Annotated in this window: 18 protein-coding genes; 13 read left to right on the top strand and 5 right to left on the bottom strand. The window is 68.8% G+C overall.

Annotated features, from left to right (window positions below; genetic code table 11):
- Both VBO01S_RS16335 and VBO01S_RS16340 read right to left on the bottom strand, forming a co-directional pair.
- A partial coding sequence (locus VBO01S_RS16335) for a hypothetical protein (RefSeq protein ID WP_062476368.1) occupies positions 1-2,785 on the bottom strand: 2,785 nt, incomplete at its 3' end.
- A gap of 220 nt (positions 2,786-3,005) precedes the next feature.
- Positions 3,006-3,392 (bottom strand): DUF4259 domain-containing protein, encoded by a 387-nt coding sequence (locus VBO01S_RS16340; RefSeq protein ID WP_082818166.1) that lies wholly within the window; start codon positions 3,390-3,392, stop codon positions 3,006-3,008.
- 330 nt (positions 3,393-3,722) lie between these two features.
- Between VBO01S_RS16340 and VBO01S_RS16345 the strand changes: the two genes are divergently transcribed.
- Together VBO01S_RS16345 and VBO01S_RS16350 are read left to right on the top strand one after the other, a co-directional pair.
- Positions 3,723-4,724, top strand: a complete 1,002-nt coding sequence (locus VBO01S_RS16345) for a hypothetical protein (RefSeq protein WP_062476374.1) — start codon at positions 3,723-3,725, stop codon at positions 4,722-4,724.
- A gap of 44 nt (positions 4,725-4,768) precedes the next feature.
- Complete coding sequence (locus tag VBO01S_RS16350) at positions 4,769-5,569, top strand: DUF1266 domain-containing protein (RefSeq protein ID WP_062476377.1); 801 nt, start codon at positions 4,769-4,771, stop codon at positions 5,567-5,569.
- 7 nt (positions 5,570-5,576) lie between these two features.
- On the opposite strand, the gene VBO01S_RS16355 is transcribed toward VBO01S_RS16350, so the two are convergent.
- Positions 5,577-6,407, bottom strand: a complete 831-nt coding sequence (locus tag VBO01S_RS16355; protein ID WP_174543671.1) for a class I SAM-dependent methyltransferase — start codon at positions 6,405-6,407, stop codon at positions 5,577-5,579.
- Between the two features lie 56 nt (positions 6,408-6,463).
- On the bottom strand, positions 6,464-8,359 hold the full coding sequence (locus VBO01S_RS16360; protein WP_062476380.1) for a sigma-54-dependent Fis family transcriptional regulator: 1,896 nt from the start codon (positions 8,357-8,359) through the stop codon (positions 6,464-6,466).
- Positions 8,360-8,591: 232 nt separating this feature from the next.
- Here VBO01S_RS16360 and adh point away from each other — a divergent pair, with 232 nt between their 5' ends.
- Both adh and VBO01S_RS16370 read left to right on the top strand, forming a co-directional pair.
- The gene (adh, locus tag VBO01S_RS16365) at positions 8,592-10,112 is read left to right on the top strand and encodes an aldehyde dehydrogenase (protein ID WP_062476383.1); all 1,521 of its coding nucleotides are present in this window, start codon (positions 8,592-8,594) and stop codon (positions 10,110-10,112) included.
- The gene (locus tag VBO01S_RS16370) at positions 10,112-10,489 is read left to right on the top strand and encodes a DUF779 domain-containing protein (RefSeq protein WP_062476386.1); all 378 of its coding nucleotides are present in this window, start codon (positions 10,112-10,114) and stop codon (positions 10,487-10,489) included. The genes adh and VBO01S_RS16370 overlap by 1 nt, the downstream gene beginning before the upstream one ends.
- Before the next feature lie 15 nt (positions 10,490-10,504).
- Here the strand turns inward: VBO01S_RS16370 and VBO01S_RS16375 are convergent, their stop codons facing one another.
- Entirely contained in the window at positions 10,505-11,422 is a 918-nt protein-coding gene (locus VBO01S_RS16375; protein ID WP_062476388.1) for a LysR family transcriptional regulator, read from the bottom strand.
- A 141-nt stretch (positions 11,423-11,563) separates the two neighbouring features.
- Between VBO01S_RS16375 and VBO01S_RS16380 the strand changes: the two genes are divergently transcribed.
- The 9 genes from VBO01S_RS16380 to VBO01S_RS16420 all read left to right on the top strand — a co-directional run bounded on the left by VBO01S_RS16380 (position 11,564) and on the right by VBO01S_RS16420 (position 23,373).
- Positions 11,564-11,980 (top strand): YjfI family protein, encoded by a 417-nt coding sequence (locus VBO01S_RS16380; protein ID WP_062476391.1) that lies wholly within the window; start codon positions 11,564-11,566, stop codon positions 11,978-11,980.
- 11 nt (positions 11,981-11,991) lie between these two features.
- Complete coding sequence (locus VBO01S_RS16385) at positions 11,992-12,723, top strand: PspA/IM30 family protein (RefSeq protein ID WP_062476393.1); 732 nt, start codon at positions 11,992-11,994, stop codon at positions 12,721-12,723.
- A 2-nt stretch (positions 12,724-12,725) separates the two neighbouring features.
- Positions 12,726-13,085 (top strand): hypothetical protein, encoded by a 360-nt coding sequence (locus tag VBO01S_RS16390; RefSeq protein WP_062476395.1) that lies wholly within the window; start codon positions 12,726-12,728, stop codon positions 13,083-13,085.
- A gap of 42 nt (positions 13,086-13,127) precedes the next feature.
- Positions 13,128-13,772, top strand: coding sequence for an OB-fold-containig protein (locus tag VBO01S_RS16395; protein WP_062476398.1), 645 nt, complete (start codon positions 13,128-13,130; stop codon positions 13,770-13,772).
- A 121-nt stretch (positions 13,773-13,893) separates the two neighbouring features.
- The gene (locus tag VBO01S_RS16400) at positions 13,894-16,062 is read left to right on the top strand and encodes a flotillin family protein (protein WP_062476401.1); all 2,169 of its coding nucleotides are present in this window, start codon (positions 13,894-13,896) and stop codon (positions 16,060-16,062) included.
- Between the two features lie 14 nt (positions 16,063-16,076).
- Complete coding sequence (locus VBO01S_RS16405; RefSeq protein WP_062476404.1) at positions 16,077-16,622, top strand: TFIIB-type zinc ribbon-containing protein; 546 nt, start codon at positions 16,077-16,079, stop codon at positions 16,620-16,622.
- Between the two features lie 12 nt (positions 16,623-16,634).
- A complete protein-coding gene (locus VBO01S_RS16410) occupies positions 16,635-21,902 on the top strand; it encodes a DNA repair ATPase (protein WP_062476407.1) in 5,268 nt (1,755 codons plus the stop codon).
- Positions 21,902-22,600, top strand: coding sequence for a phospholipase D-like domain-containing protein (locus tag VBO01S_RS16415; RefSeq protein ID WP_062476410.1), 699 nt, complete (start codon positions 21,902-21,904; stop codon positions 22,598-22,600). Before VBO01S_RS16410 ends, VBO01S_RS16415 begins: the two co-directional genes overlap by 1 nt.
- The gene (locus VBO01S_RS16420; RefSeq protein ID WP_062476414.1) at positions 22,600-23,373 is read left to right on the top strand and encodes a magnesium transporter CorA family protein; all 774 of its coding nucleotides are present in this window, start codon (positions 22,600-22,602) and stop codon (positions 23,371-23,373) included. Before VBO01S_RS16415 ends, VBO01S_RS16420 begins: the two co-directional genes overlap by 1 nt.

Genomic DNA, 23,373 nt, shown 5'->3' on the forward strand with positions numbered 1-23,373 from the left:
ATGCGGCTTGCGTGGCCTCGGCCACGACCGGTGCCACGGCATCGCTTGCATGGCAGAGCACCGACGACACCGGCTCGAGGATGTCTGCGACGGGGCCCTTGCCTCCGAGCAGGCCGCCGAGCAGGCTGCCCACGAGGCCGTCTTCGCCGACGATGCCGCCGAGCAAGCCGCCTTCGCCGCCACCGAGGACGCCGCCCAGAAGGCCGTCGTCACCGAGCACGCCGCCAAGCAGACCACCGTCGCCGCCGAGGACACCGCCCAGGAGGCCGTCGTCACCGAGCACGCCGCCGAGCAGACCACCGTCACCACCGAGGACACCACCCAGGAGGCCGTCGTCACCGAGCACGCCGCCGAGCAGACCGCCGTCACCGCCGAGGACGCCGCCCAGGAGACCGTCGTCACCGAGGACGCCGCCGAGCAGACCGCCGTCACCGCCGAGGACGCCGCCCAGCAGGCCGTCGTCACCGAGCACGCCGCCGAGCAGACCGCCGTCACCGCCGAGGACGCCACCCAGCAGGCCGTCGTCACCGAGCACACCGCCGAGCAGGCCACCGTCGCCACCGAGGACGCCGCCCAAGATGCCGTCGTCGCCGAGCAAGCCACCCAGCAGGCCGCCGTCACCGCCGAGCAGTCCGCCCAACAAACCATCGTCACCCAGCACACCGCCGAGCAGGCCACCGCCGTCGCCACCAAGGACGCCATTCAACAGGCCGCCGACCGGGCCTTCGGCACCGAGGATGCCGTCGTCGCCCAGCACGCCGCCCAGCAGGCCGTCGTCACCGAGGACGCCACCCAGGAGCCCGTCATCGCCCACCAGGCCGCTGAGCAAGCCGTCTTCGCCGCCGAGCAGGCCGGCCAGCGGGGTCGCGTTCAGCAGGGAGCCGACCGCGCCGTCGGGGCCGAGCAGGCTGTCCACGAGCCCGTCGCCACCGAGCAGTCCGCCGGTGAGGCCTTCGCTGCCGAGCAGGCCGGACAGGGCGCCGTCGCCGCCGAGCACGCCGCCCAGGATGCCTTCGTCACCGAGGAGGCCGCTGACCAGGCCGTCGTCGCCCAGCACGCCGCCAAGCAGGCCGCCCTCGCCGCCGAGGAGGCCGCCCAGCAGGCCATCGTCGCCCAGCACGCCGCCGAGCAAGCCGCCTTCGCCACCGAGGACGCCGCCCAGCAAGCCGTCGTCGCCCAGCACGCCGCCGAGCAGACCTCCATCGCCACCGAGCAAGCCGCCCAGCAGGCCGTTGTCACCCAGCACACCACCGAGCAAGCCGCCTTCACCGCCGAGGACACCACCCAGCAGGCCGTCATCGCCCAGCACACCGCCGAGCAGGCCCCCGTCGCCACCGAGCAGACCGCCCAGCAGGCCATCGTCACCCAGCACACCGCCCAGCAGGCCGCCATCGCCGCCGAGCACGCCGCCCAGCAAACCGCCATCGCCCAGCACACCACCGAGCAGCCCGTCATCGCCCAGCAACTGCCCGATCAACCCGTCTTCGCCGAGCACGCTGCCCAGCAGGCTGCCGTCACCCAGCAGCCCCTCGAGCACCTGGCCGACGACACCATCGGTGCCGAGCAGGTCGTCCACGAGGCCGTCCAGGCCCAGCGGGGTGGTGATGCCGCCGAGCAGGCCTTCGCTGCCCAGCACGTTCTCCAGCGCATTGCCCAGCGCGTCGGTCAGGTAGTCGACCTGGCCGATCAGCGAGCCGACGAGGGCGTCGGTCAGGCCATCGCCGAGCAGGCCGTCGACCACCGGGGTCAGCACGCCGCCCACGTGAACGGCAATGTTTTCGACCGCGTTGTCCACCGGTTCGAACTCATTGGGATCGTTGGGCTTGAACTCCTCGCCGGTGACCGGCGAGAGCAGGTCGTCGACGAGGTCGGTGAGGCCGTCGGCCACCGGCATCAGCGAGGCCAGCGTGCCCGACGAGCCGGAGGCGCTGCGCACGTTGGTCGCACCGCCGCCCAGGCCGAGCGCGTTGTCGAGGGCGCCCAGCAGGTGCCCGGCGAGGCCGTCGCCCGGATCGAGCAGGTGGTCTGCGTCGGCATCCGCGTCCGAATCGGCGTCCGCATCAGCGTCGGCGTCTGCATCCGAATCCGCGTCGGCGTCCGAATCGGCATCGGCATCGGCGTCTGCATCCGAGTCGGCGTCGGCGTCTGCATCGGCATCCGAATCGGCATCCGCGTCGCTGTCGCCGATGCCCGAGACGAACAGCGGAAACCCGCCGCCGTCGCCGCCGCCACCGCCGCTCAGCGCGGCGCCCAGGCCGATGGCGCCCAGCGCGCCGAGTGCGAATTCGCCCAGGCCGATGCCGCTGCCGGCCGCGGTCTTCTTGCTCACGGCGAGCGCCGCGGCTTCCGCGTCGCTGTCGGGCGAGGTGACATCGAGGTTGCCGGCGGCCACGTCGACGTTCACCTGTTCGAGGCCGCTGGACAGCTTGGTCGAGGTGATGGTGGCGTCGGTGCCGCCCGCGAACACACCGGCCAGCGGCGCCTTGTTGGTGGCCGAGCCGGGGAAGAGCACGTTGGCCTGCCCGCCGTCGGGCACGATCACGCGATCGCCGGCGATGAGGGTCTGGTTGCCGTCCACCGGCATGCGAAATCCGTCGCGCATGACGACCGTGCCGGGCGTGGCGTTGGACAGGGTGCCCAGGCTGGTCGGCCCGGCGGGCGCGGCCATGGGGGCGCTCGAGGCGACAGGGCCCAGGGGGGTGACGCTGGCCTGAGCAAGCACCACGGGAGCGCCGCTTTCGGCGGCGGCGGGGATCGAAGCGATCGGCGATACGGTGGTGGTCATGCGGCCTCCTCGTCAAATAAATGACTACAGAGGGCAACATGCGTGCCGCCTTCGACTTCAGCCGTCAACGACGGACCGGAAACGCCGTATCTCGTTGATTCGAAATGATTTTTGTGCGAATGGCCCTGTCAGGCCAATGGTGCAAAACGGGCAGCTGTCGCCACTCGTTACGTAACACGGCGCACGCTTTGGCCGGAACGCCGGGCGCGTTCAGCGCGGTTCAGCCGCGCAGCCGGACCTGCAGGCTCTTCAGGTTGGCCAGCCACGCAAGGTAGTCCTCGTCGTCCTCGCCCAGCTCGGCCCAGGTGTCGTGCCCGTCCGCATCGGGGTCGTCGAGGATGGCCTGCAGCGCGTCGGCGGCGGCATGGCGCAGGTCGGTGGGCGGCGCGGCCTTGCCGGCGCACCAGTCGACGGCATCCGGGTGCACGTCGGCGCTGCCGTGTCCGGCGAGCAGTGCCAGCACTTCGGCCGCGGCGACGGTGCCTTCGGTCGAACCTGAATCCAGCGTCTCGCGGATGAAGGCGAGCGCGTCATCGGCTTCCTGCAATTCAGCCAGCCAATCGAGTGCCTCGTCGTTGCCGAAGCCTGCTGTCGACCATGTACCCATTCGTTTGACTCCCGTGTGTGGCGTGTCGCGGTGCGGCCACGGTTTGAAGATGCGGTGATGCTAGCGGCGCGAATCTCGTGATCGCGCGGCCTCGCAGAATTCGTCAGAATGCCAGGCGACGCTTCCCAGTAGCATGGCCGCGCTCCTGACATGGGGGCGCGTGATCATCCAGTCCGTGAGCCGCCGGGGAACGCTTCCCTTGGGCCGGCGTTGCGGCGGTGTCCTTCCAGGACACGCCGCGGTCACGGCCGATCTGCCGTGCATGGCCCACGGAAGCAGATGCCGGGCCGCTTACCCATTCACAACCACGGTTTCAGGGAGAGATTCAGCATGTCATTCGTTTTTTCGTCGTTCACCGATCACCTGGGCGCGCTGCCGCCCGAACGCGCGCGCCACGGCGATGCCTTGCGCGCACGCGTGCAGCAACAGGTGCAGGCACCGTTGCATGCCGACCTGTCGGCCTTTGCCTTCCTGCCCGACCAGGCAGACCACCCCGACCACGAAGATGCGCCGCAGGTGTTCGCGCAGGCGGTCGAGCAGATGTACCTGCCCAGGCCGTGGCTGGGCGACGAGATTCCGCTCTTCTTCCTCGGCTACCACGCCATGAACCGGCTCAGCGGCAAGCGCACCTCGCAAGGGCTGCTGCTGACCGACCAGGCCGTGTACGTGCAGGACGACTTCACCGTGCTGTCGGCCGCACCGCCACCGGCGCAGGGCCATGCCTTGCCTGCGCGCGCCGACGATGCGCCTTCGTTCGTCTCGACGCTGCTCGCGCGCTTCAAGGCGTGGAAAGACTGGTCCGGCGTGGCCGACGCGCCCGAGCCGGTGCTGCTCAAACGCTGCGGCGAGTTGCTGGCGCCGACGGTCGCGGCGGTGGTCGCGTACCACGCCGAAAACGGCAGCCAGCGGCAGGCGCAGCAGCGCGTCTGGACGCTGGCCGAGCTGGTGGCCGACTACGGTGCAGTCGACACCTTGCTCGACCCCGCCAACCCGAAGCTCGCCAAGAAGCTGGGCAAGGTGACGGACAAGTTCCAGATTCCCGCGGGCGAGACGCTGCAGTTCGCGCTGGCCGACTTTCCGCTGTTCGGCGGCCCCTACGGCGTGGCGCTCACCGCGCAGGCGCTGTACGGCAAGGACCTGATGGAGTCGCCGCTGCGCATCGCGCTGGAGCGGGTGGAGGTGCGTGCGCTGCAGATCGGAGAGAAGGGCGACCAGCTGCTGACGGGCTCGACCCCGCCGATGGCGCTGCCGGCGCACATGAAGGAATCGCTGCGCGCACCCTTCCTCGCGTTCCTGCAGCAGGAGATCGCGCGCCTGCAATCGAAGGCCTGATCGATTCGCCCACGCGGCATTCAACAAATTTCGGGGGAGTTTTCATGGGGTTCAAGGACACGCTCGCGCACGCGATGCTCGACAACGACAAGCTCAAGTTCGACGCCGCCGCGCCCGCGCTTTCCGCGCAGGAGCAATGGCTGGTCACGCTGAGCACGCCGCTGTCGGCCTTCAACGGCGACTGCGTGAACGCGGTGCTCACCGGCAAGGACAACGACACCCTGCGCGAAGGCATCGCGCAGGTGTGGAACGTGAGCGACCGCGCGAGCTTCGAGCAGACCGCGCGCTGGCTGACCGAGGAAGGGCAGCGCGCGAAGTACCTGCCGGCCTGGAAGGCCATCGGCGCGATCGATGCGGCGGTGCAGTCCACGCCCGGCGTGCTGCGCCTGGTCATGGACGCGTGGTTTCCCGCGTTCTTCCAGATCAAGGCGCGCGAGCACCTGGACATGCGGGCGCTGTCCGCGCAGACCGGGCACTCGAGTGCCGAGCTGAGCCAGCTGATGACCGGCAGCCAGAGCTGGGTCAGCGCCCTGCGCAAGCACTTCGGTGTGGCGCCGGATCAGCTGACGAGCCTGGTGGCCTGGGACGCGGTGCGCCTGGCCAGCCTGTCGCGCTGGGCCGTGCAGCTGGGCTTCATCGAACGCGCGGAGTTCGCCGACTTTGCGGGCGGCCTGGCATCGCAGGTGCGCGCGGCCCATGCCAGCTGGTCGCAGGTGAGCGCCGCGTACATCGCGGCGGGCCTGATCTGGCAGTACTCCGACGCGCGCGAAGAGCATCTGCTGCGCACCAACCGCCTGCTGTTGAGTGACACGCGCAGCCCGTGGCGCAGCGTGCCCTTCGCCTGAAGAGGTCCTAGTCCTTCGCCCTCAGCGCGTACACCGCATAGATCGGCACGCCGAGAAAGAACAGCACCATCGGCGCGAACAGCGTGTAGGGCCAGCCGATGCCTTCCATCACGCGGTAGGTGCCGTCCAGGTGCAGGCGCGGATGGGGCTGCGTGAGGTCTTCGTACCGGCGCAGGCCCCACTGGAACTCCGCACCCGTCGCGCGCACGGACGGATGTTGGCGCGCGCGGCCCACGGCCAGCCAGCACATCGCGTCGAAGGCCAGCACCGAGCCCGCAGGCGCGCGTTCGCCGAAGGTGGTGAACACCGCGTTCACCTGTTCGGGCGTGAGGTACATCAGCACGCCCTCGGTGAACAGGAAGACCGGCTGCGCCTGGCGCTTGCGCGGCAGGCCGAGCTGCTCCCACCAGCCGGGCGCCGTGAGATCGAGTTCGCGCAGGTCGTGGCGCGGATGCGTGTCGGGCAGCAGCTCGCGGCGCAGGGCCAGCACCTCGGGCAGGTCGGCATCGGTCATGCGCGACTTGCCGTCGTCCAGCCATTGGAAGTAGTGGCTCAGGCCGCAGCCCATGTTCACGACACGCGCGCCCGGGTGCAGCTTGAGGAAGTCCTGCGCCAGGCTGCGAAAGCGCCGCGTGCGCGCCAGGATGCCGTAGATGGTCGTGCGGTCGTCGGGCAGGGCATGGTCGTCGTCGCGGATCTGCTCGAGGATGCCGGCGGCGTAGGCGTCGCGCACGGCCATCTGCGGAAAGAGCGCATCGCCGGAGGCCCGCGCGGCCAGCGGAATCCGCAAGGTGGACGGCACGGCCGAGAGCTTGCGCGCGGATTTGCCGGTGGTCATGAATGCGGGGGCAGGGCCATGCGCAAAGTCTGGCCGGTCCCGCGCATGCGGGCAAGTCAGTCTTTGGTGTTGCCCGCGGGCGGGCGCTGGCGCGCGAGATGGCGGTACACGGTGCTGCGGTGAACGCCGAGCCGGCGGGCCGCGCGCGCCACGTCGTGGTCGCAGGCGCGCAGGGCTTCGTCGATGGCGTGGCGCGTGATGGTCTGCAGGGGCGCGTTGGGTTGCGACAGTGTGGCTTCGTTGAAGTCAGCGAGGGGAGCGGCGTCTTGCAGGTGCGCGGGCAGCGCATCGGCCGTCACCGCATCGCCTGGGTCGGCCAGCGCCACGAGCGCACGCAGCACGCTGCGCAGTTCGCGCACGTTGCCGGGCCAGCGGTAGGCGGCCAGGCGTTCGAGCGCATCGTTCTCCAGGCACAGGTGCTTGGCGGCGCCGCCCGATTCGAGGAACAGCCGCGCGATCAGCGCGCGCCGGTCGGCACGCTCGTGCAGCGCGGGCAGGGCGACGGTGAAGCCGGCCACGCGGTACATCAGGTCGGCGCGAAAGCGCCCGGCCTCGACCAGCGCGGGCAGGCCGGCGTGCGTGGCGCAGACCAGGTCGAAATCGACCGCCACGCCCTGGCCACCGCCCAGCGGCGTGACCACGCGGCCTTCGAGCACGCGCAGCAGGCGCGTCTGCAGCGCGAGCGGGATCTCGGCGATCTCGTCGAGAAAGAGCACGCCGCCGTGCGCTTCGCGGATGCGCCCCGGCATGCCCTTGCGGCGCGCGCCGGTGAAGGCGCCTTCTTCGTAGCCGAACAACTCGGCCTCGATCAGCGTCTCGGGCAGCGAGGCGCAGTCGACCGCCACGAACGGGCCCGCGCTGCGGCGGCTGGCGGCGTGCAGGCGGCGCGAGAACACCTCCTTGCCGCTGCCGGTTTCGCCGTTCACCAGCACCGGCACGCCTTCGTTGAGCACGCGCACGGCGCGCGCCAGCAATGGGCGCACCACGTCGTCGTTGTCGACGGGGGCGGCGTTCGCGGTCATCACCTGCCGCGCGCCGGAGCGGCCCGTGCCGCTGTTCGCCGTGCCCGTGCGCTCCATGACGGTCGCGATCTGCCGTCCGCCCGGCAGCGTGAGCAGGCTGCGCCGGTGCTCCATGCGTGGCCACTGCGCGCCCAGGAATTCTTCGGCATCGAGGTCGAGCAGGCCCTCCCACGTGCGCCCGAAGAGGTCGAGCGCCACGCGGTTGGCCGCCACGATGCGCCCGCCCTCGATCACCATCAGCCCTTCGCGCGCGGTGCCGATCAGCGCGGGCCGCGCATGGAAGCGCAACACATGGCCCGAGGCCTCGGCCAGCAGCATGCGGTGCTCGACCTGCTGCGCCGCCATGCGCACCAGGCCCAGGGCGTGGTGGTTCACGCGCGCGGTCTCGCCCGAGATGTCGAGCGCGCCGGCCAGCTCGCCGCGTCCGCTGAAGATGGGCGCCGCCGCGCAGCCCAGCCGGCCGTTCTGTGCCAGGTAATGCTCGCCGCCCAGCACCATCAGTGCCTCGCGCTCGGCCAGCGCGGTGCCGATGGCGTTGGTGCCGCGGTGGCTCTCCGACCACTCCACGCCGGGCTGCAGCGCCACGCGCTGGGCCTTGGGCAGGAAGTCGGGGCTGCCGATCTCCTCGAGGATCAGGCCGCTGGCGTCCGACAGCGCGACGATGCAGCCGTTGCCCACCGCGTGCTCGGCGAGCCCGTCGAGCTCGGGCTGCGCGCAGCTGAGCAGGCGCATCGCCTGCTCGCGCCGCTCGTTGAGCAGCGAAGGTGCCATGGGCGTGGGGTCGATGCAATGCGGATCGACCGGCCGGCTGCGCTGCCACGAGCGCGAGATGTGCGGCGCGATCCACGGCGCCGGGTCGCGGCCCTGCGCGAAGAACAGCTCGCGCGCCTGCGCGACGCTGACCGATGGCGCGGAAGCTTCACTCGTCATGCGTGACTCCGTGGACGGGGATTGCCGGCGATTCGCCTTGTGCGACATCGTAGTCGCCGCCGTCGCGCCCATCTGTCGCAGATTGCGAATGGAAACCCTCTGCGCGGGCCGCGCCCCTGTGGCGCGAGGCTTGGGGATTGTCCCGATCCGCGCGGGTATGCCGCTTGCGGTGCCTGTGCGGGCCGCCGCATGTCGCGGTGCCCGTTCATACCTTACCCAACGGAGACAACCCATGGACATGCTCGAACCGGGCAAATTCGGTACCGCAGTGCCTTTCAAGAAGCGCTACGGCAACTACATCGGCGGCGAATGGGTCGCGCCGGTGGAGAACCAGTATTTCGGCAACATCACGCCCGTCACCGGCAAGGTCTTCTGCGAAGTGCCGCGCTCCAGCGCCACCGACATCGAGCGCGCACTCGACGCCGCGCACAAGGCCAAGGGCGCCTGGGGCCGCACCTCGACCACCGAGCGCGCCAACATCCTGAACCGCATCGCCGACCGCATGCAGGAAAACCTGGCCATGCTGGCCGCCGCCGAGACCTGGGACAACGGCAAGCCGATCCGCGAGACCATGGCCGCCGACCTGCCGCTGGCCATCGACCACTTCCGCTACTTCGCCTCGTGCATCCGCTCGCAGGAAGGCGGCATCAGCGAAATCGACCACGAGACCTTCGCGTACCACTTTCATGAGCCCATCGGCGTGGTCGGCCAGATCATTCCGTGGAACTTCCCGATCCTCATGGCCGTGTGGAAGCTCGCGCCCGCGCTGGCGGCCGGCAACTGCGTGGTGCTCAAGCCCGCCGAGCAGACGCCGGTGTCGATCCTGGTGCTGATGGAGGTCATCGGCGACCTGCTGCCGCCGGGCGTGCTCAACGTGGTCAACGGCTTCGGCGTGGAGGCGGGCAAGCCGCTGGCGTCGAGCAACCGCATCGGCAAGATCGCTTTCACCGGCGAGACCACCACGGGCCGGCTGATCTCGCAGTACGCGAGCCAGAACCTCATTCCGGTGACGCTGGAGCTGGGCGGCAAGTCGCCCAACATCTTCTTTGCCGACGTGATGGAGCGCGACGACGCTTTCTTCGACAAGGCGCTCGAAGGCTTCACGATGTTCGCGCTGAACCAGGGCGAGGTCTGCACCTGTCCGAGCCGCGCGCTGATCCAGGAATCGATCTACGACCGCTTCATGGAGCGTGCATTGAAGCGCGTGGCCGCGATCAAGCAGGGCAGCCCGCTCGACGCGGCCACCATGATCGGCGCGCAGGCCTCGAGCGAGCAGCTGGAAAAGATCCTGTCGTACCTGGACATCGGCCGGCAGGAGGGCGCGCAGGTGCTCATCGGCGGCGAGCGCCAGCAACTCGACGGCGACCTGGCCGACGGCTACTACGTCAAGCCGACCGTGTTCCGCGGCCACAACAAGATGCGCATCTTCCAGGAGGAAATCTTCGGCCCGGTCGTGTCGGTCACCACCTTCAAGGACGAGGAAGAGGCGCTGGCGATTGCCAACGACACGCTCTACGGTCTGGGCGCCGGCGTGTGGAGCCGCGACATGAATCGCGCCTTCCGCATGGGCCGCGGCATCCAGGCCGGCCGCGTGTGGACCAACTGCTATCACCAGTACCCGGCGCATGCGGCCTTCGGCGGCTACAAGCAGTCGGGCATCGGACGCGAGAACCACAAGATGATGCTCGACCACTACCAGCAGACCAAGAACCTGCTCGTGAGCTACAGCGAGAACAAGCTGGGCTTCTTCTGATGACCGGCGAGGTCCTGCGCGTCACCGCGACCGATGCGGCGCTCGCGCTCATCGACGACCTCGCCGCCAGGCACGGCCCGCTGATGTTCCATCAGTCGGGCGGCTGCTGCGACGGCAGCGCGCCCATGTGCTACGCGCAGGGCGAGTTCATCGTGGGCGACTACGACCGGCTGCTGGGCCGCATCGGCGGCATGCCGTTCTACATCAGCGGGCCGCAGTTCGAGTACTGGCAGCACACCCAGCTGATCATCGACGTGGTGCCGGGGCGCGGCGGGATGTTCTCGCTGGAAGGGCCGCTGGGCGTGCGCTTTTTGACGCGCTCGCGGCTGTTCACGGAGGCGGAATGGGCGGTGCTCGAGGCGGAGGCGGCGGGGTAGGGCCCCGGCCGGTCGTCAGTTCGACGAGGCGAGCAGCTGCCGCACCAGCAGCTGCGTCGCCGGCGTCAGCGCCGCGCCCGTCTTCGTCGCCATCAGCAGGCGCCGCGTGGCCCACGTGTCCTTCAGGTGCACCACCTTCAGGTCGAGCGCCGCCACCTGCGCCTTGCAGGCGGCCAGCGGCACCACGCCGATGCCGAGGTTGGCCGCGATCATGTGGCACATCGCATCGAAGCTGCGCACCTGCACGCGCAGGCGCATCGGAATGCCGGCCTGTTCGGCCGCGCGCGAGGTCAGCTCGAGCAGCGAGCTGCTGCGGTTCAGCCCCACGAATTCGTGTGCCAGGCAGGTCTTGAAGTCGACCTGCTTCGCACGCAGGCGCGCCAGCGGATGCGGCCTGGCGCACAGCACCACGAGCTCGTCGGTCTGGAAGGGCGCGACGTCGAGGCCGTAGGCGGGTGTGTTCTCGGCGAACACGCCGACGTCGGCGAGGCCGTCGACCAGCGCGCGCACGATGTCGCCGCTCAGTTGTTCCTCGACCTCGACGCGGATATCGGGATGCTGTCCCAGGAAAGCCGCCAGCGTGGTCGGAAGGAACTCCGTCAGCGCCGACATGTTGGCCCACAGCCGCACATGGCCGCGCACGCCGCTGGCGTAGTCGCCCAGCTCGTTGCTGAACTGCTCGAAGCCCTGGAACAGGCGCATCGCATGCTGCATCGCCACATGCCCGGCCGGTGTGAGCGCGATGCCCTGGGCGCTGCGTTCGAGCAGCTTGGAGCCCGTGGCGGCTTCGAAGTCGGACAGGCGCCGGCTCGCCGCCGAGAGCGCGAGGTGACACGCTTCCGCGCCCTTGGTGATGCTGCCCGACTGCGCCACGGCGCAGAACAGGCGCAGCGTCACGAAATCGACACGCGCGGGGTTGATGGTGCTGGCCATCGGCGGATTCTAGAGAGCGCGCCAGTGCCGAAAGTCATGCGCACGGGTTAAAAGAATTTTTGACATGTTATGTCGCTGCACCTATAGTGAATCCATCGAAGCATCGCGCGCTTCCCACGGTAGACAACCCAAAGGAGAGGTATGCAATCACTGCTGGATCAACTCGAAGGCCTCGACGTGCTGGCCGGTGCCGCGATGGGCGGGCTGTCTGTTCAGCTGCAGCCGATTCCGGGCAGTACGCCGGTGGTGCAGGTGAGCATCGAAGGGCGCGATGAGCTGCCGATCTTCGTCACCAGTTCCGACATGCAGATCATCTGCATCTGCTACCTCTGGACCGAGGAAGACGTGAAGCCTGCGCGGCGCACCGAACTGCTCGAATCGCTGCTCGACCTCAATCCCTCGGTCCCGCTGTCGTCCTTCGGGCGCGTCGGCGGGCGCTACGTGCTCACGGGAGCGCTGGGGCGCAACGCGAGCGTGGAAGACATCGCACGCGAAGTGGCCGTGCTCAGCGACAACGCGCTCGATGCCCTCGACGCCTTGTCCGAATTCCTGAACTAAGCGGAGATCACATGACAGTCATCAAGAAGCTGGTCACCTTGCTGCGCGGCAGCGCCCGCGAAATCGGCGAGAGCGTGATCGACAGCAACGCCACGCGCATCTACGAGCAGGAAATCATCGACGCCAAGCACAGCATCGAGAAGGCCAAGGGCGACCTCACGGGCGTGATGGCCAAGGAGATGCAGTCGGCCCGCGAAATCGAACGCCTGAAGGGCGAGGTCGCGCGCTACGAAGGCCTGGCGCTCGAAGCGCTCAACAAGACCCAGGAAGGCCTGGCGCTCGACGTGGCGGCCAAGGTCGGCACGCTCGAGCAGGAGCTCGAGGAGCAGGCCAAGGCCCATGCTTCCTACGCGCTGCAGGTGTCCCGGCTCAAGGACCTGATCAAGTCGGCCGAGGCGCGCATCCGCGAGCACGAGCGCGAGATCGGCATCGCCAAGACCACCGAGAGCGTCTACCGCGCCACGCAGTCGATCTCCGAGAACATCGGCAGTGGCGGCTCGCGCCTGGCCAGCGCACGCGAATCGCTGGAGCGCATCCGCTCGCGTCACGAAGACCTGTCCGACCGCATGGCGGCGGGCCAGCAGCTCGAGGACGAGTTTGGTCACAGCGCGCTCGAGAGGAAGCTGGCCGCGGCAGGCATCGGCAATGATGCCGACCGCACCGGCAAGGTGATGGAGCGCATCCGCGCCCGGCAGGCCAAGCCGGCCGAACCGCCCAAGCCGTCCGAACCGGCGTCGGAGTGACGATGGTGCGGGTCAAGCCGGTACGCTGGCAGGGCTCGGACGAGGCGATCCGCGCGGTCCAGGTGGCCTTCGACGTGGAGGAGGCCGTGCTCGAGGCCGTGCGCACCGCGGCCTTCGAGCAGCATGTGTCCACGCCCGACCAGATCCGGCAGGTGCTGGGCCTGGCGACCACCTCGAAGCCGAAGCGGCCGCGTCTCACGGTGTCGTTGAACACGGCCGACTACGAATTTCTGGCGGCGCGGTATGGTCTGTCACCTGACGACCGCCTGGCCATCAAGGAGAGGGCCACGCGCGAACTGATTGCCTTTGCAGGCAAGGCGAACAAGAAGAACACCGGCACGAAGAAGCCGGGCGGCAGGTAAGAAGAAAAGAGAACAACAACCAACCCGCACGCGGGAGGATCAATGGGCGATTTCATGGGAGCGGTGACGGGGTACCCCACCGCGATCTACACGGTGCTGCTCGGCGTCGTGGTGATCTATTGGGTGCTCGCGGTGGTCGGCATGGTCGACTTCGAGAGCAGCGGGATCGACGTCGACCTGCAGACGCATGCCGACGGCGACACCAGCGACATGGGCCAGATCGCGAGCTACGTGGTCGCCTTCGGCCTGAACGGCGTGCCGTTCTCGGTGGCCGTGAGCCTGCTGGTGCTGGTGGCCTGGACGCTCTCGTGCCTGGGCGGCGAGTGGCTGCTGCCGCTGGTGCCGACGATCGTGCTCAAGCTGGTGGCTGGCACGGTGCTGCTGGTGGCCAGCGCGGCCCTCGCCATCCCGGTGACGGCGGTGGCCATCCGACCGCTCAAGGGTCTCTTCGTGAGCCACACGGCCGTGAGCAATGCGGCGCTGGTGGGCCAGGTCTGCCGCGTCGTCACCGGCGTGGTGAACGAGAAAGACGGCCGCGCCGAAGTGGCGCGCCGCGGCGCCAGCCTCAACATCCGCGTCTGGGCGCCCACGCCCAACGCCCTCAAGCGCGGCTCGCACGCGCTCATCCTCGAATACGACGAGGTGGCCGCGCGCTACCTCATCGCGGCGCACGAAGACATCGTCTGAGAAGGCGTGAACGAACCCGCCATGTCCGTTCATCGGCCACGCCGGATTCACTCACACCTTCTGCCCGCGCGCATCCCTCACCCAAGTTCGTTCGCTCGCTCTTAAAGCATCTGGAGAAAAAATGGAGCCCATCATCTTCGCCGTGGTCATACTGGCCGTCGTCATCCTCGGCCTGTTCGCGATGTTCGCCAAGTTCTATCGCAAGATCGAACAGGGCCACGCCCTCATCGTGAACACGCTGCGCGCCGAGCCCGAGGTGACCTTCACCGGCCGCATGGTCTACCCGATCATCCACAAGGCCGAGCTGATGGACATCTCGGTCAAGACCATCGAGATCGACCGCTCGGGCAATGAGGGCCTCATCTGCCGCGACAACATCCGCGCGGACATCAAGGTGAAGTTCTTCGTGCGCGTCAACAAGACCGCCGACGACGTGCTGAAGGTGGCGCAAGGCATCGGCTGCGCGCGGGCCTCCAACCACGAGACGCTCGAAGAGCTGTTCTCGGCCAAGTTCTCCGAAGCGCTCAAGACCGTGGGCAAGTCGATGGACTTCGTCGACCTGTACCAGGCGCGCGACGGCTTCCGCGACGAGATCATCAGCCAGATCGGCAACGACCTCTCGGGCTACGTGCTCGAAGACGCCGCCATCGACTACCTCGAGCAGACCCCGCTGTCGGAGCTGGACGCCAACAACATCCTCGATGCGCAGGGCATCAAGAAGATCACCGAGCTGACGGCGGTCGAGCACGTGCGCACCAACGAGCTGCGCCGCAACGAGGAAATGCAGATCAAGAAGAAGAACGTCGAGACGCAAGAAGCGTTGCTCGAGCTCGAGCGCCAGCAGGCCGACGCCACCGCGCGCCAGCAGCGCGAAATTGCCAGCGTGCGTGCCCGCGAAGAAGCCGAGACCTCCAAGATCCAGTCCGAAGAGCGCACCAAGTCCGAAACCGCGCGCCTGATGGCCGAGCAATCCGTCTCGGTGCAGCAGGAGAACGTGCAGCGCGAAAAGGAAGTGGCCGAAAACAACCGCAAGCGCGCGGTGGCCATCGAGGAAGAAAAGGTCACGCGCGCCCGCGACCTCGAAATTGTCGATCGCGAGAAGGAAGTGACCCTGCAGCGCATCGAGAAGGACAAGGCCGTCGAAGTGCAGAAGAAGGCGATTGCCGACGTGATCCGCGAGCGCATCGTGGTCGAGCGCACCGTGGCCGAACAGGAAGAAGCCATCAAGGAGCTGCGCGTGGTCGCCGAGGCCGAGCGCACCAAGAAGTCGGTCGTGATCATGGCCGAGGGCCAGGCCGAAGAGAAGATGGTGCTCGACGTGAAGGCCGCCGAAACGCAAGAGAAGCGCGCCCGCCACAAGGCCGCCGAAGAACTCACGCTGGCCGACGCCAAGCTCAAGGTGGCCGAACGCGACGCCGAATCGAAGAAGCGCGAAGCCGAAGGCGTGGAAGCCATTTCCGCCGCACCGGGCCTGGCCGCCGCCAAGGTCGAAATTGCCACGGCCCAGGCCAAGCTCGCAAGCTTCGAAGCCGAGGCTTCGGGCAAGGAAAAGCTGGGTCTGGCCGACGTGCATGTGCGCCAGGCCGATGCCGACGCGATCCTCAAGGCCGGCCAGGCCGACGCGCAGGTCATCGAAGCCCGTTCGCAGGCCGAAGCCGCCGGAATGCGGGCCAAGTTCGAGGCCGAAGCCTCGGGCAAGGAAAAGCTCGGCCTCGCCGAAGTCAACGTGCGCACGGCCGACGCCGAGGCCACGCTCAAGTCGGGCCAGGCCGATGCGCAGGTGATCGAAGCGCGCTTCAACGCCGAGGCCAAGGGCCTGCACGAGAAGTTCGAGGCCATGAAGTCCATGAGCCCCGAAACCCGCGACCACGAAGAATTCCGCATGCGCCTGGAAAAGTCGCACATCGAAACCATGAAGGGCATCGATGCGCAGACGTCCATCGCCAAGGAACAGGCCGACGTGCTGGGCACCGCGCTCGCCAACGCCAAGATCGACATCGTGGGCGGCTCGGGCGACTACTTCGACAGCTTCGTGCGCTCGCTCTCCGTGGGCAAGGGCATCGACGGTGTCATCTCCAAGAGCCAGGCGGTGCAGGTCGCCTTCAAGGAGCAGCTCTCGGGCGAGCGCGACGTGGTGAAGGACCTGCGCGACATCGTCGGCGCGCTGGGCAATTCGTCGGGCGAAATCCAGAACCTCAGCGTCGCCTCGCTGATGAGCAAGATCGCCAACGACGGCACCGAAAGCCAGAAGTCGGCGCTGCAGAACCTGATCTCCTCCTTCCGCAACTGAGCCGGGGGCGCGCGATGAACCCGAACCTGAAGTGCAGTTGCGCCGCCCATGCCGCGATGCAGCCCGTCGCGCTCGCCGAAGCCTTGCTCGGCGTGCAGTGCGGCGACTGCCACGGCATGGTGATGGACATGGACGACTGGCGCAGCTGGAAGGCCGCCGACCCGAAGCGCGTGCCGCATGAGGTCGACGACGAGGTGATCGAAGTGTTCGACGTCGCCGCCGTGCGCCACTGCCCCGAGTGCGAGCGCCTGATGCAGCGCCTGCGCGTGAGCGCGGGGCCCGACTTCCGCATCGACCGCTGCGTGGCCTGCCAGAACCTCTGGTTCGACCAGGGCGAATGGCGCGCCCTCGTGAGCCGCGGCCTGGCCGGCCGGCTCGACGAGCTGCTGTCCGACGGCTGGCAGCGCCGGCTGCAGACCGAGGAGGTGCGCGAGGCGCGCCTGGCCGCGCTGCGCCGCCGCTACGGCGACGACTGCATCGACGAGCTGGACCGCATCCGCGCCTGGCTCGACACCCAGCCTCACCGCGACGAATTGCTCGCACTGCTGCGCGCGGACTGACCGCGCCGATCCATGCAACCCACCGACGACACCGCAGCGCCGCCCGGCGCCCAGGCCCCCATCGACCCCACCGAAGCGCTGGTCTCCGGCAGCGGCAGCTACGACCTGCTGAAGAAGCGGCTCGAAACCCAGGGCGAGGGCCTGCTCAAGAAGACGCAGGCGCTCAACGAGCAGCGGCTGGCCGAGTTCGGCCGCTCCGACCAGGCGCTGATTTTGCGCACCCGCGCACGCACCGAGAACAACGCCGTGGCGCGCGACATCGTGCGCATCGGCGACCTGCTGCTGTTCGGCTACAACGTCTTCATCGGCCTGCGCAAGGAGACGGCCGTGGGCGATGTGTTCGGCCTCTACCGGCTCGCGACGGCGGGCGAAGCCGCCACCGAGAACGACGAGCTGCAGCCCGTGCCGCTGGCGGGCAGCTTCCTCGAAGACGCGCGCTTCACCTCCGACTTCCGCGAGCTCTACGCCTACTACAAGCAGGCCACGCTGCTGCAGCTGCGTGTGACGCAGGACAAGCTGCTCGCCTCGTTCCAGATCGGCCAGCAGCTGCACGACGTGCGCGTGTTCCGCTGGGCCATCGAGCGCAACGGCGGCATTCACTACATCGACAACCGCGGCGAGCGCGACATCGCCTTGCCCGCGAGCCACGATTTCGAGTGGACCGTCGCCACGCGCGAAGACCACGTGGGCGGCAAGCACCCGCACGTGAACGTGCTCGATACGGTGTTCGTCGAGACGCTGGGCGGCGACCTCACGGTCAAGATCGAGAACAACACCGAGACCGGCCTGGGCATCTACAGCGAGCCGGTGGAAGACAAGAGCCAGTCGCTCACCGACGCCGAGATCGCCTGGGCCAAGCTGGGCATGCTGATCCTGCTGCGCGTGAAGCCCTACCGCGAGCAGGTCACGCGCTACCTGGTGTTCAACATCCGCACGCAGCAGGTCGAGCGCATTGACGCCATCGGCGGTTCCTGCGTGCAGCTGCCCGAAGACCACGGCATCATCTTTCCGGGTGGCTACTACCTGCAGTCGGGCGAGTACAAGCGCTTCGACCTGCCGGCCGAGGTGGTGGAAAACCTGCGCTTCAAGCGCATGCTGCGCTCGCCCAACGGCGAGGACGTGGCCTATGTGTTCTACGACCCGAAGCCCGGGCGCTATGCGCTGTTCAACTACAACCTGATCGACAAGAAGCTCGCCACGCCGATCATCGCCAACGGCTACGCGCGCTTTGCCGATGGCCGCATGCTGGTGTTCAACGGCGACGACGTCGAGCCCACGCGCGTGCACCCGATGCAGCTGTGGCAGACGCCCTTCGCCAGCGAAGAGCACGTGAGCGCGCAGCCGCCCGCCACCGGCTTCTTCGGCAAGATCGGCAACGCCGAACTGGTGCGCGGCGTGAGCGACCTCATGGGCATCGCCCGCGCGGTGCGCGAGCAGGCGCCCACGCGCGCCGCCTACGAAGACCTGATCCGCCAATGCACCCGCGTGAGCGACGCCTACTTCTGGCTCGACGCGCCCGAGGCCACCGGCCTCATGGGTGAGTTGCGCAGCATTGCCGAGGTGGCGCGCAGCACGCTGGCCGAGTTCGAAAAGGTCGACACCATCCGCCGCGAAACCGCGCGCGCGCTGGCCCGCGCGGAAGACGAGCAGCACGCGCTGCTGGTCGACATTGCCAGCACCCTCTGGCGCGCCCCCGACGATTTCGTGAAGGCGCTGGGCCGGCTGCGCGAGCGGCGCGGCGCGCTGCAGATGCTCAAGGAGCTGCGCTATGCCGACCTGCCGCGTATTGCCGCGATGGACGCCGCGCTCGAGGTCGAGCAGCAGCGCATCGGCGAACGCGCGATGCAGTTCCTGGCGGCCGACACGGCCTTCCACGGCCAGCGCCAGGCGCTGGACAAGCTCGCGCTCGAACTGCCCAACCTGGCCATGTCGCCCGCGCTCGGCCAGATGCTGGTCACGCTCGACGAGCAGGCGGCCGGCCTCGACCTGCTGACCGAGCAGCTGGGCAGCCTGCCGGGCGGCGATGCGGTGATCCGCACGTCGATCCTCGACCGCATCTCGCTGATCTACGCCGACATCAACCGCATGCGCGCCGATGCGCGCGCGCGGCGCAAGTCGCTGGGCGCGACCGAGGCGCGTGCCGAGTTCGGCGCGCAGTTCAAGCTCTTCAGCCAGGCGGTCGAGAACGCGCTGGAATTCGCCGACACGCCCGAGAAGTGCGACGACGCGCTCACGCGCCTGCTGGCCCAACTCGAGGAAATCGAAGGCCGCTTCGCCGAGCAGGAAGACTTCCTGGCCGACATCGCCGAGAAGCGCGAGACCGTGTACGAGGCGCTGTCCGCGCGCCGCCAGAGCCTGGTCGACGCCCGCCAGCGCCGTGCGCAGGGCGTGGTCGACGCGGCAGGGCGCATCCTCGACGGCATTCCGCGCCGCATCGCGCAGTTCGGCGACCTGACGCAGGTCCACAGCTACTTCGCGGCCGACCCGATGATCGGCAAGCTGCACACGCTGATCGCCGACCTGCGCACGCTGGGCGCCGCGGTGCCGGCCGACGAACTCGACACGCGCCTGAAGACCGCGCGCGACCAGGCGCTGCGTTCCATCCGCGACAAGCGCGAGCTGGTGAGCGAGGGCGGCGACACGCTGCGCCTGGGCCGCCACGCCTTCACCGTGCACCGCCAGCCGGTCGACCTGACGCTGGTGGCCCGCGACGAGGGCATGGCCTATCAGGTGACGGGCACCGACTACCAGAGCCCGGTCGACGAACCCCGGCTGCTGCCGCTGCAGCGCTACTGGGACCAGTCGCTGGTGTCCGAGACGCCCGAGCTGTCGCGCGCCGAATACCTCGCGGGCCGGCTGCTGGAGGCGCTGCTCGACGGCAAGGCCGAGCGCACGTGGGCCGAGGTGCTCACGCTGCTGGCCGAAGACCCGCTGCATTCGCAGCTGCTCGACATGGTTCGCCGCTTCGCTGCGGCGCGCTACCAGGAGGGCTACCAGAAGGGCATCCATGACGACGACGCGATGCGCCTGCTGGGCGCGCTCGTCGGCATGCAGGACCAGGCGGGCCTGCTCGCCTGGGGCCCGACCGAACGCGCGCTGGCCTTGCTCTACTGGCAGCACGGCCACCTGATCGCGCACCGCGAATCGATGCTGCGCCGCGCGCGTGCCGCGATGCAGATGCTGGCGCTGTTCGGCCGGCGCGATGCGCTGGAGCAGCTCGAAGCCGATATCGCGCGCGCGCTGAACCACTTCGCCCGCGACGTGGTGCCCGACCTGCTGCCGCAGGCCGACACCGCAAACGACGAAACACGCGACGCGCACGACGGCCGCGTGACCACCTTGTGCGACCAGGCCGCCGCGTACCTCGTGCGCGAACTCGCCGGTCCGCATGGCGGCGAGACCTGGGCGGTGTCGGGCGCGGGCGAGGACCTCGCGGCGGCGTTGCTGCGCGAGCTGGAGCGTGGCGGCCGGCGCGATGCGTGGCAGCACGACCTCGACGCCGCACCGCCCGCCGAGCGCTGGCGCCTGGCGCGCGACTGGGTGCGCGCCTACGCGACGCACCAGGCGCCGCAATCGGCCGACTGGACCGACGACGCGGCCAGCGTGCTGGCCATGCCGTTGCAGCGCACCCGCGTCAACGCGGCGCTCGACCGCACCGTCGAGGGCCTGCGCGGCGAGCACCCGCGCGTCGCCGAAGGGCGCCTGACGCTGAACCTCAACGACTTCTGGCGCCGCTTCCTGTTCCACACGATGCACGCCGTGCCGGGCTACGAGGCGCTGCACAGCCTGCGCCACGAGCTGCTCGAACGCGAGAAGGCGCGGCTCAAGCTCAGCCAGTTCCAGGCCAAGCCGCTCTCGACCTTCGTGCGCAACCAGCTGATCGACGAGCTGTACCTGCCCATCATCGGCGACAACCTCGCCAAGCAGATCGGCTCGGCGGGCGAGGGCAGCCGCACCGACCGCATGGGTTTGCTGCTGCTGATCTCGCCGCCCGGCTACGGCAAGACGACGCTCATGGAGTACGTGGCCGACCGCCTCGGCCTGATCTTCGTGCGCATCAACTGCCCGGCGCTGGGCCATGGCGTCACGGCCATCGACCCGGTGAACGCGCCCAACAGCGCCGCGCGGCAGGAGCTGGAAAAGCTCAACCTGGGCCTGGCCATGGGCAGCAACGTGATGCTGTACCTGGACGACATCCAGCACACCAGTCCCGAGTTTCTGCAGAAGTTCATCGCGCTGGCCGACGGCACGCGCCGCATCGAGGGCGTGTGGAACGGCGAGCCGCGCAGCTACGACATGCGTGGCAAGCGCTTCGCGATCGTGATGGCGGGCAACCCGTACACCGAGTCGGGCGACGTGTTCAAGATCCCGGACATGCTGGCCAACCGCGCCGACATCTACAACCTGGGCGACGTGCTCTCGGGCCGCGAGGCGGCGTTCGCGCTCTCGTACATCGAGAACAGTCTGACCTCCAACCCCACGCTGATGCCGTTGGCCTCGCGCGACCCGAAGGACGTGCAGCTGCTGGTGAAGATGGCGCAGGGCCACGACGTGCCGAGCAGCGCGCTCTCGCACGCCTACAGCTCGGTGGAGCTGGAAGAGATCAAGGCGCTGCTGCAGCGGCTGTTCCGTGCACGCGACCTGCTGCTGAAGGTGAACCTCGCATACATCGAATCGGCCGCGCAGCAGGAGACCTACCGTGTCGCGCCGCCGTTCAAGCTGCAGGGCAGCTACCGCAACATGACCAAGCTCGCCGGCAAGATCACGCCGCTGATGCGCAACGACGAGCTCGACGCACTGCTGCGCGACCACTACCGCGGCGAAGCACAGACGCTGACCACCGGCGCGGAAGAAAACCTGCTGCGCCTGGCCCAGTTGCTCGGCAGCCCGACGCCGGAGGAGAGCGCCCGCTGGACCGCCATCTGCGACGAGTTCGTGCGCCAGCGCAAGCTCGGCGGCGCGGACGTGGACGGCAGCCAGCGCATCGCGAGCAGCATGCTCGACGTGGCGCGCGCGGTCGATGCACTCAAGCCCGAGCCCAAGCCTGCTGCCGAGGGACCGAACGAGAGCCAGCGCCTGGCCGATGCCATGCTGCAGATCGCCGTGACCTACCGCGAGCTGATCCTGCCGCTGGTGACCGCCACCGAGCGCCGGCTCGAGCTCGACCGCTCGATCAAGCAGGACATGGAGCGCCTCGCCGCCGAGGTGCAGGCCACGCGGGCCGCGCCCAAGCGCGTGCCACCGCCACCATCTCCGCCCAAAGCCGACAAGGATCACTGATGTCCGCATTGCCCGAACTGCTGGCCCAGCTCGACGCCACCCTGGCCGACACGCGCCTGAGCGACGACGAGCGCCGCGTGCTGGTCCACACCCTGCGCGAGGCCTCGCCCCCTGAAGACGGCCTGCGCCAGCTGCGCAACCGCGCCTTCGATCTCGTGCGCTCGCGCACCGCCGACCCCGAGCAGCTGTCGCTGCTCAAGTGGCTCGAAGGCGTGGTGCGCGCGATCGACACGGGCCGTTCGCCCGACAGCGTCACGGTGCGATCGCAGGCCTACTTCAGCCCCGGCACGGCCTGCCTGCAGGCGATCAACCAGCAACTGCGAACGGCGAAGCGCGCGGTCGACCTGTGCGTGTTCACGCTGTCGGACGACCGCATCACCGCCGAGGTGCTGGCGGCGCACCGGCGCGGCGTGACGGTGCGTTGCATCACCGACAACGACAAGGAATACGACCGCGGCAGCGACGTCGGCCAGCTGCGCGCGGCCGGCATTCCGGTGGCGGTGGACCGCACCGAGGCCCACATGCACCACAAGTTCGCGATCTTCGACGGCGCGCGGCTGCTCAACGGCAGCTACAACTGGACCCGCAGCGCCTGCGAGTACAACGAGGAGAACCTGGTGCTGAGCAACGACCCGCCGCTGGTGCGCCGCTTCGCGGACGAATTCGACACCTTGTGGAAAGAACTGCAGGCCCCCTGATGCCAAGACGAATCGACTACGACTGGGAACTGCCCGCCGCCATGCAGCAGCGGTTGGGCGGCAGCACCTACGGCGCGCAGCGCATCATCCACGAGCAGGAGCACCTGATGGTGATCCTGCACGAGCCGCCCTCGGGCACCGGCGCCGAGCGCAAGCCCATCGTGTTCCTGCGCAAGCCCGACGGCGCATGGCTGCATAAGGGCAACAACCCCGGCGAGCGCGCGCTGGCCAAGCTGCTCGAAAGCTACCGCGCGGCGTTCAGCACCTTCGAGATCCGCCACCAGGCCGCGGAGACCTCGGAAGACCTGTTCCAGATCCTCGGCCCGCTGATCCCGCTCACCCGCGCCGCGCGGAACATGCAGGACACCCTGCAGGCCGCGCGCGATGCGGTCAAGGGCGACCTGATGCTCATCGACCAGCGCGACCTCGCAGTGGAGATCGCACGCGGCTTCGAGCTGCTGCTGGCCGACACGCGCATGTCGCTCGACTACCGGCTTGCACGAGCGGCCGAGGCGCAGGCGCACTCGGCCCTCGAGATGAGCCGTGCGCAGCACAAGCTCAACACCATCGCTGCACTGACCTTTCCGCTCATGGCCATCGGCGCGGCCTTCGGCATGAACCTGCACAGCGGCGTGGAGAACCTGCCGTCGTGGGTGTACTGGCTCATCTTCGCGGCCGGCATCTGCCTGGGCGTGATGCTGCGCGGCTGGGTGAAGACGCCGGCCGAGCCGCCTGTGGTTGCCAGGCCAGCGTCCACGCTGAAGAAAAAGTAG

The organism is Variovorax boronicumulans NBRC 103145, from assembly GCF_001591345.1.
GTDB classification, from domain to species: Bacteria; Pseudomonadota; Gammaproteobacteria; order Burkholderiales; family Burkholderiaceae_C; genus Variovorax; species Variovorax boronicumulans.